Here is an 11,766-nt window from a genome sequence, read left to right as displayed (position 1 = left end):
ACTTCCGATGCCAGTATCCCACACTGCGCCGCTGCCCCCGCAGCGGCGCACGAGAGTCCCGGGAGTCGGGACCGGTTCAGAGGGTGAATTCGGGGAACCAGAGCGCGATTTCCCGCTTGGCGGATTCGGGCGCGTCCGAGCCGTGCACCAGGTTGTACTGGGTCTCCAAGGCGTAGTCGCCGCGGATGCTGCCGGTGGCGGCCTTCTCGACCGGATCGGTGCCGCCGGCGAGCTGACGGAAGGCGGTGATGGCACGCGGGCCTTCGAGCACGGCCGCGACGACCGGGCCGGAGGTGATGAATTCGATCAGCGAGCCGAAGAACGGCTTCTCCCGGTGCTCGGCGTAGTGCGCGACGGCGATCTCCTCGGAGACGATCACCTGCTTCAGCGCCGCGATCTTCAGACCCTTGCGCTCGATGCGGGTGATGATCTCCCCGATCAGGCCGCGGGCCACGCCGTCGGGCTTGATGAGTACCAAAGTCTGCTCAGTCACGCCGCAAAGGGTATATGGCTTTTACCAGGGAGAAAATTCATGCGGGAAAAGCGACCGGATTCAGGCTCCGGACACGCGCTGGCTCGGTAGCAACCCCCCGGCGATTCGCTTTCGCACATCGGCGCGCAGGAAGAGGATGAAGAGCCAGACCGCGGCGAAGACCACGCCGATGATCAGGATCGACAGGTGGATGAAACCGCCCGCGAGCAGGGCCGCCTGGGTGGCCAGGTTGAAGGACATGGCCCAGGGGCGGCGCTGTATGCCCGCGCCCAGGAACATGAGCACCGCGAGGCCGACCAGGTAGAGGACGGACCACCATTTCAGGCCGCCGCCGACCACGCCGACCACGGGTAGCGCGAGCAGGACGGTGATGGCCTCGAGGACGAGGGTTCCGGCCATGACGCCCCGGAAGCCCTTCCACGGGTCGGTGCTGGGCTCCGGCACGCCCTCGGGCGCCACGTCGCTCATGCGGGATCCTTTCCGAACAGTGAACGGGCCGATCCGGCGGTGACGACCGACCCGGTGACCACGATGCCCGCTCCGGAGACCAGTTCGCCACTCTCGCCCTCTTCGGCCAGGGCGATGGCGGTTTCGATGGCGTCGGGCAGATCGTGCGCGACGGCCACCCGCTCATCGCCGAAGCGCTGCACGGCGAGGTTGGCCAGATCGTCGACGGGAAGGGCTCGGGGCGAACCGTTCTCGGTGACGACGATTTCGTCGAGGATCGGTTCCAGCGCGTCCAGGATGCCGCCCGCGTCCTTATCGCCGAGCACCGCGACCACGCCGACCAGTTTGCGGAAGTCGAATTCGCTGGTGAGCGTTGCCGCGAGTGCCTGTGCGCCATGCGGATTGTGCGCGGCGTCGATGAAGATGGTCGGCGCGCTGCGCATGCGTTCCATCCGGCCCGGACTGGCGACCGAGGCGAATCCGGCTCGCACGGCATCGATATCGAGCTGGCGGGACGCGCCCGCACCGAAGAACGCCTCGACCGCGGCCAGTGCCAGCGCGGCGTTCTTGGCCTGATGCTCACCGTGCAACGGCAGGAAGATGTCGTCGTAGACGCCGCCGAGGCCCTGGAGCTCCAGCACCTGACCGCCGATGGCCACGCGGCGCGCGAGCAACCGGAATTCCGAACCCTCACGCGCGACGGCAGCGTCCATCTCGACGGCGCGGCGCAGCAGCACCTCCATGACCTCGGGCTGCTGTTCGGCGATGACGGCGACGGTATCGCGCGGCACCAGTTCGTCGGCGGGGGCCTTCTTGATGATTCCGGCCTTCTCCCCCGCGATGGAGGTGAGGTCCGGGCCCAGGAAGTCGGTGTGGTCCAACCCGATCGGGGTGATGACCGCGACCTGTCCGTCGATCACATTGGTGGCATCCCAGGTGCCGCCCATTCCGGTCTCGACGACCGCGACGTCCACCGGCGCTTCGGCGAAGGCCGCATAGGCCATACCGGTGAGCACCTCGAACTTGCTCATGGCCGGACCGCCCGCCGCCGCGGACTGCTTGTCGATCATCTCGAGGTACGGCAGCAGTTCGCGGTACAGCTCGACGTAGCGCCCGGGCGGGATGGGCGCGTTGTCGATGGCGATGCGTTCGGTGGCCAGTTGCAGGTGCGGGCTGGTGATGCGGCCGGTGCGCCGGTGCAGGGCGGTGAGCAGGGCGTCGATCATGCGGGTGACCGAGGTCTTGCCGTTGGTGCCCGCGATATGGATTGCGGGATAACCGTGCTGCGGTGAGCCCAGCAGATCCATCAGCGTGGAGATGCGGGTGAGCGAGGGCTCGATCTTGGTTTCCGGCCAGCGCTTGTCGAGTTCGGCCTCGACCAGCGCCATTTCGGCCAGGTCCACCGGGGAGGTGGTTATCGGGCCTTCGACGTACTGGCGTTCGGGCTCGCTGTTCACTTGCCCTCCCCCGATTTCGCGATCTCGGTGAGCCGTGCGCCGATGCGCTCGACCTCGGACTGGGCGATTTCCTTGCGCGCCTTGATCTTCGCGACCACATCGTCCGGGGCCTTGGCCAGGAAGCCCTCGTTGCCGAGTTTGGCGGTGGTGGTGGCCAGATCCTTCTGTGCTGCGGCGAGATCCTTTTCGAGGCGGCGAGCCTCGGCCACCAGGTCGACGGTCCCGGAGGTGTCGATCTCGACGGTGACGGTGGCACCGCTCAATCGCACCTCGACCGAGGCGGTGGCGGCGAAATCGTCGCCGGGCGCGGTGAGGCGGGCCAGGTTGGTGACCTCGGCCTGCTGTGCCAGCAGATCCGCGCCGTCCAGGCCGATGAGCTTGGCCGCGACCTTCTGGCTGTCGGACAGGCCCTGATCGCTGCGGAAGCGGCGGATCTCGGTGATGAGGCGCTGTGCGTCGGCGACGCGGGTGGCCGAAACCTGGTCCGCGGCAATGCCGCTGGCCTGCGGCCAGCTGGCCACGACCACCGATTCGCCGCCGGTGAGCGCGAGCCACAGCTGTTCGGTCACGAACGGGATGGCCGGATGCAGCAGGCGCAGCACCGCGTCGAGCACATTGCCGAGCACGATGCGGGTGGAGGCGGCGCGCTCCTCGGATTCGGCGAACTGCACCTTGGCCAATTCCAGGTACCAGCTGCAGAATTCGTCCCAGGCGAAGTGGTAGAGCGCTTCGCAGGCCTTGCCGAATTCGTAGCGGTCGAAGCTGGCGTCGACTTCGGCGCGCACCTCGTCGAGGCGGTCCAGGATCCACCGGTCGGTATCGGTGAGGGTGTCGCGGGCGGGCAGTTCGCCCGGCTGCGCGCCGTTCATGAGCGCGAACTTGGTGGCGTTGAACAGTTTGGTGACGAAGCTGCGCGAGGCGGTCACGTGCGAGGTGCCGACGGACAGGTCGCCGCCGGGCTGTGCGCCGCGCGCGAGGGTGAATCGGGTTGCGTCCGCGCCGTATTCGTCGATCCAGTCCAGCGGGTCGATGCCGTTGCCGCGCGACTTGGACATCTTCTTGCCGTGTTCGTCGCGGACCAGGCCGTGCAGGAACACGTCCTGGAAGGGGACCTGCTTCTGGTCGGCGGGCTTGCCGGTGGTGAGCGCCTCGTCCTCGGAGACGTACATGCCGAACATCATCATCCGGGCGACCCAGAAGAACAGGATGTCGTAGCCGGTGACGAGCACGCTGGTGGGATAGAACTTCTCGAGTTCGGCGGTGGAGTCCGGCCAGCCCATGGTGGAGAAGGGCCACAGTCCCGAGGAGAACCAGGTGTCGAGCACGTCCGGGTCCTGCACGTAGCCCTCGGGGGCCTGCTCGTCCGGTCCGACGCAGACGATCTCACCGGCGGGGCCGTACCAGATCGGGATGCGGTGACCCCACCACAGCTGCCGGGAGATGTTCCAGTCGTGCATATTGTCGACCCAGTCGAACCAGCGCGGTTCCTGGCTGGCCGGGTGGATTTTCACATCGCCGTTGCGCACGGCGTCGCCGGCGGCCTTGGCGATGCCCTCGACCTTGACCCACCACTGCATGGACAGGCGCGGTTCGATGGGTTCGCCGGAGCGTTCGGAGTGGCCGACCTGATGCTTGTACGGGTATTTGCGGCCGACCACGCGGCCCTCGGCCTCGAGGCGTTCACGGATCTTGAGCCGGGCCTCGAAGCGGTCCATACCGTCGAATTCGGTTCCGCTGTCGGCGATCTTGCCGGTCTTGTCCATGATGGTCGGCATGGGCAGGTTGTGCCGCAGGCCGAGCTCGAAGTCATTGGGGTCGTGCGCGGGGGTGATCTTGACTGCGCCGGAACCGAATTCGGGGTCGACGTAATCGTCGGCGACGATCGGGATCTGGCGGCCGGTAATGGGGTGGTAGACGGTGGTGCCGATGAGCGCCCTGTACCGCTCGTCATCCGGGTGCACCGCGACCGCGGTATCGCCGAGCATGGTCTCCACGCGGGTGGTGGCGACGATCACATGCGGTTCATCGTCGTTGAGCGAGCCGTAGCGCAGCGACACCAGTTCGCCGTCGACCTCCTTGTGGTCGACCTCGAGGTCGGAGATACCGGTCTCGAGCACCGGCGACCAGTTCACCAGGCGTTCGGCGCGGTAGATCAGACCAGCGTCGTAGAGGCGTTTGAAGATGGTCTGCACGGCGCGGGAGAGCCCGTCGTCCATGGTGAAGCGGTCGCGACTCCAGTCGACGCCGTCACCGAGGCGGCGCATCTGACCCTGGATCGCGCCGCCGGATTCGCGCTTCCAATCCCAGACCTTGTCGATGAAGAGTTCGCGGCCGAAGTCTTCCTTGGTCTTGCCGTCGACGGCGAGCTGCTTCTCCACCACGGACTGGGTGGCGATACCGGCGTGGTCCATGCCCGGCAGCCACAGCACCTCATAGCCCTGCATGCGCTTGCGGCGGGTGAGCAGGTCCATCAGGGTGTGGTCGAGGGCGTGGCCCATGTGCAGGGTGCCGGTCACGTTCGGCGGGGGCAGCACGATCGAGTAGGCGGGCTTGGCGCTGTTCGCGTCGGCGGAGAAGTAACCAGCGGCTACCCAGCGCTCGTACAGGTCGGCCTCTACCTCACTGGGGTTCCAGCTTTTGGGGAGGGCATCGGCACGATTACGCGGGTTCTCAGAGGCTGTGCTGGTCACCGTGCGATTCTAATTGAGGGCCCGGCAGGGCTTGACAGCGCCGCTGTGTGGCGTCCCGACCCGGACGGCGGAGGAGTAAGGCCCCGGACAGCCGAAGGGCGAGACCTTCGGCGGATGAGGGACACCGAAGGCCTCGCCTTCGAGAGCAAGCCTACCGCCGTTTCGGCCGGGACCTCGGATTCCATAAGCAATTCTCAGGTTCTGACCCAAATGGGCCAGGGTAGGCCACAATTCGTTGCAACTGCGTTGCGTGCGCCGCATGGCCTTCGCTACCCGCAGGGATGCTGCGTACGCGGGTGGAGGCATTCGGGGCAAGACCCGAATATCACTGGCGGCCAGCGGTTTTCGCATGTCAGCGACGTGAGTGACTGCATTACATTTCACACTCGGAGTCGGGCTTGTGCGTCGGAGGACTGTCGTAAGGTCCGAAGATGCCGTTCGTAGCTCGCGGGGGAGCGAAGATCCATTACACCGATACGGGAGGGAACGGACCGCCGGTCCTGTTGGGGCACAGCTTCTTCATGGACGAGGAGAGCTTCGCGCCGCAGCGGCGCGCACTCGCCCCGCACTACCGCGTGGTGTGCGTCGATTCGCGCGGGCACGGCCTGTCCGAGGACGACGGAACACCATTCAGCTACTGGGATCTGGCGCGCGATACCTGGGCGGTGGCCGATCAGCTCGGCATCGAGCGCGCGGTGGTCGGCGGGGTCGGGCACGGGGCGTTCACCGCGGTCCGGATGGCGCTGCTGGCCCGGCCGCGATCGCGGGGAGTGATCGCGATCGGCTCCACCGCCGATGCCATGCCCGCGCGCCGCAAACCTGGATACCGCGAGGTCCTGGACGCCTGGGCCGGTAGCGCACCGCTGACCCCGATCATCAAAATGGTGTCCGCGCTCACCGTGGGCGGCACCGATGACGATAAACAGCCGTGGCGCGATAAATGGCTGGCCGGGGATCGCACCCGGCTGCGACTCTCGGCGGACTGCCTGATCAACCGCGATTCGGTGCTCGGGCTGCTCGGCGAGATCACCTGTCCGGCAATCGTTTTGCGCGGCGTCGGGGATCAGACCGCCGATGCGGACGAGGTGCTGCGCATGGCCCGGGCCTTCGGCGCGCCGACGACGGTGCACACCATCGCCGGGGCCGCCATGTCACCGAACCTCACCCACGCCGACGAGGTGAACACCTTGCTGCGTACCTTCCTCGACGGACTGCCGGAGTGATCAGGCAGCGCCGACCAGACCTATGAAGAGCTGGTGGGCGAATTTCGGGGTGGTGCTGCGGTAGCGCTGCACGATGACGTCGAAGACGGTGGCGGTTTCCGGATTGCGCAGGCGGAATTGGGATTCGGGGCGGCCGATGCGCACGTGCGCGTCCTCCCAGAGGCGGCGGAAGTCGGCATGCTCACCGAGTTCGGCCAGCAGTGACTCGATTTCGTCGCGGTCGGCGGCATCGGCGGCGTAGGCGCGGAAGCGGCCGACCATGAGGCGGGCCTCCTGTTCCCATTCCTCTATCACTATGCGGGCGCGCGGATCGGTGAAGAGCCAGCGCAGTACGTGACCGCCCCGGCCGAGGCCCGGGAAGGCCGCGTCGAAGGCGCTGTTGCAGTCGACCACGCGCCAGCCCTCGTCCAGTGCGGCGGCCAGATGCGGGAGCAGGGCGTCCAGGGTGGTGCGGACGGTGCCCGCGGCAATGCTGTTGGGCCGCAGTGATTCCGGGGTCGGCGGGGCGGGCCGCTGCTGCGCCAGATGGTAGAGGTGCACGCGTTCGGCGGAGTCCAGGCAGAGCACATTCGCGAGCGAATCCAGAATGGCCGGACCGGGATTGAGCGCCTCGCCCTGTTCGATCTTGGCGATATAGCCGAGGCTGGCGTGGGTGGCCTCGGCGAGTTGTTTGCGGGTCAGTCCGGCCGGATGCGCGGAGGTGGGCCCGCTGCGCCGCTCCCGAACGAACTCGGCCAGGGTGGGAGCGCGCAGATCCGCGGCCTCGACCGCGATGTCATTGTCGGACAACAGTTCTCCGCTCTCTCCTGCCCCCGGATCGCACCCTACCGGGCCGTGCCGCACTCCCCCAGCCCTGGCGGAGTCCCGCGCTACCCCTGCCAGTGGCACCCGGGCAAGCGGGTGTCCCGGCGAGTGGTACCGAGGCGCGGGGCACATCCTGACTGGGGTATCCCAGCGGTTGCCGAGCCGCGCGCCGCGCGCCGATATTTGCCTGTGGGGCAGGCGAGACCGGGCAGGAGTGAGACCATGGGCATCACATCGCGCGCCATTTCGATCGGCGCGGAATCGTATTCGTATTCCTTCGGCGAGGACTGCCTCGCGGATATAGCCGAGGGGATTGCCGGATTACAGGCGGACACACTCGTTTTCGTCACCGATGATACGGTGCTCGGGTTGTATCGGCCGATTATCGAGCGCCTGTCCGGCAGCACCCCGGCGATTGTGCTCAGTCATCGGGCGGGCGAATCCATGAAGACGCTGGCCTGTCTCACCGATCATCTGGAGCGGGCCCTGCGCGCGGGGGTGACCCGCCGTTCGGTGGTGGTGGCGTTCGGTGGTGGCGTGCCCGGAAATCTGGCCGGGCTCATGGCGAATCTGCTGTTCCGGGGCGTGCGGCTGGTGCATGTGCCGACCACCACCATCGCCGCGATGGATTCGGTGCTGTCGCTGAAACAGGCGATCAACAGTCCGGTGGGCAAGAATCACCTGGGCACCTATTACGCGCCGACGGCCGTGTACGCGGAGGTGCGACTGTTCGCGACGCTGCCGGCGGACGAATTGCGTTCCGGCTATTGCGAAATGGCGAAGAATTGCCTGGCCATTCGCCCCGTGGCGCTGGACCGGCTGCGGGCGATCATCGCGGCCGACGAATTGGCCGCGCCCGCCGCGCTCACCTGGCTGCTGGATGCCAGTATCGAGGCCAAATCCGCTGTCACGCGCAATGATACGCATGAGCGGCGCTCCGGTTTGGTGCTCGAATACGGGCATACCGTCGGGCACGCCATCGAAATCTGCGATCACCGGGTACGCGGATCGGCCGGAATAGCGCACGGCGCGGCGATAGCGGTGGGAATGCTGGTGGCGGCGCACATCTCACACGCGCGCGGCTGGCTCGGCGATGACGAGGTGAGCGCGCACTACGAGATCATCACCGGATTGGGTGTGGAACCGTGCCTGCCGCCGACGGTTTCGGTGGCGGATGTGCTCGCGGTGGCGCAGGACGACAATAAGAAGGGCTATCTGGAAGCGCGGCCGGAATCGCTGCCGTTCGTGCTGCTGCGCGGGCTCGGCTGCCCCGCGATGACCGGCGATCTTCCGCTGGTGCATGTTTCGATCCCGGAGATTCGCGAGGCACTCGAGGTGATCGCCCAGCCCTCCCCCGCCGCGTCGATGGCCGGGAGACGATTGACCGCCGCCGCGATACCGGCGGCGCATGGATCTGCCCGCCGCACCCGGCATCAGGGCGTCTGATCATGCTCGCGATACACGGCGGCGCACCGGTGCGCGGTGCGCGGGACTGGCCGGTATGGCCGCAGTACGACGTCGCCACCGAGACCGAACTGCTTGCCGCACTGCGGTCTTCGCGCTGGTCGGTGAGCTGGTACGCACCCGGGGGCGGGAAGTCCAGGGAGCGACTCTTCGGAGAGGCGTTCGCGCGCTACAACGGCGCGGCGTACGGGGTGAGCGTCGATCACGGCTCCAGCGCGCTGGTCATCGCGCTGGAGGCGCTGGGCGTCGGCCCGGGTGACGAGGTCATCGTGCCCGCGCTGACCTGGGTGGCCCCGGCCACGGCCGTTTTGCGGGTCGGCGCGCTGCCCGTACTGGTGGATGTGGATCCCGAAACCGGTTGCCTGGCCGTCGATCAGGTGCGGGCCGGATGGTCCGCGCGCACCCGGGCGGTGATCGCGGTTCATCTGGCGTGCACGGTCGCACCGATCGTGGAGTTGACCGAACTGACCCGGGCGGCGGGTGTCGGGCTCATCGAGGATTGTTCGCAATCGCACGGTGCGCGCTGGGATGGGCGCGCGGTCGGCACCTTCGGCGATATCGGGGTGTTCAGCCTCGGCGCGGCCAAATCCCTGGCGGCGGGTGAGGCCGGAGCCGCCATCACCGATAGCCCCGAGCTGTATCGGCGCATGCTCATGCTGCGCGCCGATTCCCGGGGCTACACCGAGGACGCGCCCGCACCCGGCGAATACGAACTGGTCGAGCTCGGCGAGATCATGGGCGGCAACTACTGCATGTCCGAGCTCACGGCCGGGGTGCTGCTCGATCAGCTGCCGCGGCTCGATATTCAGCACGCACGGCGAGAGATTCGGGCGACGGAACTCGAGGACGGTCTGACCCGGATACCCGGCCTGTCCTCGATTCCCGTTCCCGCGCAGGTGGATCGGCGCGCGATCTACGAGTACGGCATCCGATTCGCACCGGGGACGTTCGGTGGGACATCCGTCGACCAGATCGCGGCCGCGCTATCCGCCGAGCTGGGCACCAAGGTCTATCCGCCGCGCGTCCCCCTGCCCAGCGGCAATCTGCTACGGGCACATACCAAACCGCGCTTCGCCCGGCTCTGGGACGCGGTGCGCGCCACCGGCCGCGATTTCTCCGGTGCGCACGCCTACCGCGACCACACCCTGCTCATGCATCACAGCGTGCTGCTCGGTGACCGCACCGATATCGACGACATACTCACCGCCCTGGCGAAGGTCCGCGCAGCCTCCGGATCGCTCACGGACGCGGATTCCCCCGCACTGAAAGGCATTTCGGCATGACGCTTTCCGACCCGCCACTCTCCGATATCCCGTCGCCGGGTTGTCCGGTCACCGGAATGAGCGCGACGCGGACGCCGACCGGGGATCCGGCGTGGCTCGCGACCGGATATCACCTGGTGCGGGAGTTGTTCGCGGAGCCGAATCTGGGGCGTTCGCATCCGAATCCCGAAACCGCCTCGCGGATGGGCGAATCCGCGTTCTTCGGCGGTCCGGTGGGGAACTTCGCCAGTGAGCGCGCGGATCATCTGCGGATGAAATCGATTCTGCAGCCGCATTTCTCGGTGCGGCGGATGCGGGAGTTCCAGCCGCGGGTGGAGGCCATCACCGCGCGACTGCTCGATGAGATGCAAGCGCAGGGTTCTCCGGCGGATCTGCATACCGCGCTGGCGCTGCCGCTGCCGTTGCTGGTGATCTGTGAATTGCTCGGGGTGCCCTATGACGACCGGGATCGGTTCCGGGAGTGGGTGACCGCGGTCGGGGATGTGCGGGATCGGGCGAAGGTCGAATGGGGCGTGGCGGAGCTGTTCGAGTACTGCCGGAAGTCGGTGGAGCGCAAGCGTCGTGATCCCGGCGATGACGTCACCTCGCGGTTGTGCGCCGATCCGGAATTGACCGAGGAGGAGATCGCCACCTTCGCCATGATGCTGCTGTTCGCGGGGCATGAGACCTCGGTGGTGCATATCGGTGTCGGAGTGCTCATGCTGCTGGCCGATCCGGAGCTGTGGCGCACGCTGCACGACAATCCGGCGCTATTGCCCTCCGCCACCGAGGAACTGCTGCGCGCCTGCGAGCCGACGAATCTGCCGCGGTATGCCCGTACCGATCTGGACATCGACGGGGTGCGGGTGGCCGCCGGGGATCTGGTGCTGCTCGGACTCACCTCGGCCAATCACGATCCCACGGTCTTCCCCGAGCCGAGCCGGGTGGATTTCACCCGCCAGCAGGGCGCGCACTTCACCTTCGGATACGGTGCGCGCTACTGCATCGGCGCACCGCTGGCCCGGATCGAACTGCACACCGCCTTCGGGCAATTGGTTTCGCGATTCCCGGATATGCGGCTCGCGGTGGACAAGCAGACCTTGATCATGCGCGACGATGTCTTCACCGGCGGCCTGCGCACCCTGCCGGTGCGGTGGTGACCCCGCGATGGCTCTTCGGGAAAAATCAGGGGAAATCCCGGTTGTCCGAATGGTGTCCGTTACCGATGCTTGAAGGGTGAATCCCCCGCTGGAACCCGCCTTACAGGCCGATAACGACCCTCCGTATCCGAGGCCGCGCACGATGACGCCCCATCGGGTGCACGATCTGCGCGGCCATGCCATTCGCGAATTGCGTTATCCCGCAAGCGCCGCCGTGATCTTCACCGGTGTGCCGGGTGCGGGCAAGAGCACCGCCCTGCGAAAACTGTTCGGCGACTACCCCGATGCGGTCGAGCCCGCGCTGAGCCCGATGGGCGCACTGCTGGTGGATTCGCACCAGTCGCGCAAATGGTGGCAGCGCCGGTTGCGCGCGGTACCGTACCCGCTGCTGCTGCCGATCGTGCACCTCACGCACTACCTGCGGATTCGCACCGCCCTGCGGCACGCGGACGGACCGGTGATCATTCACGACTGCGGTACCCGGAACTGGGTGCGGCGCTTGGTCGCGGCGTGGGCGCGCGGTGTGGGCCGCCCCGTGCACCTGGTCATGATCGATGCCTCGGCCGAACTGGCGCGGGCCGGTCAGGTCTCCCGCGGGCGCACCGTGAGCCAGCTCAGCTTCCAATGGCATTGCATGCGCTGGCAGCGGCTGATGGACCGGGCGGGCGCGGGCGTGAAGCCGGATCCCGCGCCCGAATCGGTGGTCATCCTGGATCGTGCGGCCGTCACCGAACTGGCCGAGGTGTCCTTCCCGGCCTGAATTCGG

The 11,766-nt window shown here is 67.3% G+C and carries 10 protein-coding genes; 5 read left to right on the top strand and 5 right to left on the bottom strand.

The window, feature by feature from the left end; genetic code table 11:
• Positions 1-76: 76 nt before the first annotated feature.
• From ndk to AB0L82_RS01960, 4 genes are all read right to left on the bottom strand, one after another.
• The gene (ndk, locus tag AB0L82_RS01975) at positions 77-493 is read right to left on the bottom strand and encodes a nucleoside-diphosphate kinase (RefSeq protein WP_364629563.1); all 417 of its coding nucleotides are present in this window, start codon (positions 491-493) and stop codon (positions 77-79) included.
• 60 nt (positions 494-553) lie between these two features.
• Positions 554-961 (bottom strand): DUF4233 domain-containing protein, encoded by a 408-nt coding sequence (locus tag AB0L82_RS01970; protein ID WP_364629561.1) that lies wholly within the window; start codon positions 959-961, stop codon positions 554-556.
• Positions 958-2,328, bottom strand: a complete 1,371-nt coding sequence (locus AB0L82_RS01965) for a folylpolyglutamate synthase/dihydrofolate synthase family protein (RefSeq protein ID WP_364632725.1) — start codon at positions 2,326-2,328, stop codon at positions 958-960. The genes AB0L82_RS01970 and AB0L82_RS01965 overlap by 4 nt, the downstream gene beginning before the upstream one ends.
• A 65-nt stretch (positions 2,329-2,393) precedes the next feature.
• Positions 2,394-5,087 carry a valine--tRNA ligase gene (locus tag AB0L82_RS01960; protein WP_364629559.1) on the bottom strand — a complete coding sequence of 898 codons (2,694 nt, stop codon included), beginning with the start codon at positions 5,085-5,087 and terminating at the stop codon, positions 2,394-2,396.
• A gap of 431 nt (positions 5,088-5,518) precedes the next feature.
• On the opposite strand from AB0L82_RS01960, the gene AB0L82_RS01955 reads away from it, so the two are divergent.
• Positions 5,519-6,310: an alpha/beta hydrolase gene (locus tag AB0L82_RS01955; RefSeq protein WP_364629556.1), complete on the top strand. Its 792-nt coding sequence runs from the start codon at positions 5,519-5,521 to the stop codon at positions 6,308-6,310.
• Here AB0L82_RS01955 and AB0L82_RS01950 read toward each other — a convergent pair whose 3' ends face one another.
• A complete protein-coding gene (locus AB0L82_RS01950) occupies positions 6,311-7,099 on the bottom strand; it encodes a helix-turn-helix domain-containing protein (RefSeq protein ID WP_364629553.1) in 789 nt (262 codons plus the stop codon).
• 237 nt (positions 7,100-7,336) lie between these two features.
• Between AB0L82_RS01950 and AB0L82_RS01945 the strand changes: the two genes are divergently transcribed.
• The 4 genes from AB0L82_RS01945 (at position 7,337) to AB0L82_RS01930 (ending at position 11,760) form a co-directional block, all read left to right on the top strand.
• Positions 7,337-8,560 (top strand): hypothetical protein, encoded by a 1,224-nt coding sequence (locus AB0L82_RS01945; RefSeq protein WP_364629550.1) that lies wholly within the window; start codon positions 7,337-7,339, stop codon positions 8,558-8,560.
• Positions 8,561-8,562: 2 nt separating this feature from the next.
• Positions 8,563-9,861, top strand: coding sequence for a DegT/DnrJ/EryC1/StrS family aminotransferase (locus AB0L82_RS01940; RefSeq protein WP_364629548.1), 1,299 nt, complete (start codon positions 8,563-8,565; stop codon positions 9,859-9,861).
• Entirely contained in the window at positions 9,858-11,000 is a 1,143-nt protein-coding gene (locus tag AB0L82_RS01935; protein ID WP_364629546.1) for a cytochrome P450, read from the top strand. The genes AB0L82_RS01940 and AB0L82_RS01935 overlap by 4 nt, the downstream gene beginning before the upstream one ends.
• A 142-nt stretch (positions 11,001-11,142) precedes the next feature.
• Positions 11,143-11,760, top strand: a complete 618-nt coding sequence (locus tag AB0L82_RS01930; protein ID WP_364629543.1) for an AAA family ATPase — start codon at positions 11,143-11,145, stop codon at positions 11,758-11,760.
• Positions 11,761-11,766: the final 6 nt, after the last annotated feature.

This window comes from Nocardia sp. NPDC052001 (assembly GCF_040680615.1).
Taxonomy (GTDB): Bacteria; Actinomycetota; Actinomycetes; order Mycobacteriales; family Mycobacteriaceae; genus Nocardia.
Note: the sequence above shows the minus strand (reverse complement) of the source record. Positions and strands in the feature narration are given on the sequence as shown.

What these genes read in the sequence shown, in the direction of transcription:
- AB0L82_RS01970 (WP_364629561.1), bottom strand. Translation starts at nt 961, where the DNA reads ATGAGCGACGTGGCGCCCGAGGGCGTGCCGGAGCCCAGCACCGACCCG.
- AB0L82_RS01965 (WP_364632725.1), bottom strand. Translation starts at nt 2,328, where the DNA reads ATGGCGCTGGTCGAGGCCGAACTCGACAAGCGCTGGCCGGAAACCAAG.
- AB0L82_RS01955 (WP_364629556.1), top strand. Translation starts at nt 5,519, where the DNA reads ATGCCGTTCGTAGCTCGCGGGGGAGCGAAGATCCATTACACCGATACG.
- AB0L82_RS01945 (WP_364629550.1), top strand. Translation starts at nt 7,337, where the DNA reads ATGGGCATCACATCGCGCGCCATTTCGATCGGCGCGGAATCGTATTCG.
- AB0L82_RS01940 (WP_364629548.1), top strand. Translation starts at nt 8,563, where the DNA reads ATGCTCGCGATACACGGCGGCGCACCGGTGCGCGGTGCGCGGGACTGG.
- AB0L82_RS01935 (WP_364629546.1), top strand. Translation starts at nt 9,858, where the DNA reads ATGACGCTTTCCGACCCGCCACTCTCCGATATCCCGTCGCCGGGTTGT.
- AB0L82_RS01930 (WP_364629543.1), top strand. Translation starts at nt 11,143, where the DNA reads ATGACGCCCCATCGGGTGCACGATCTGCGCGGCCATGCCATTCGCGAA.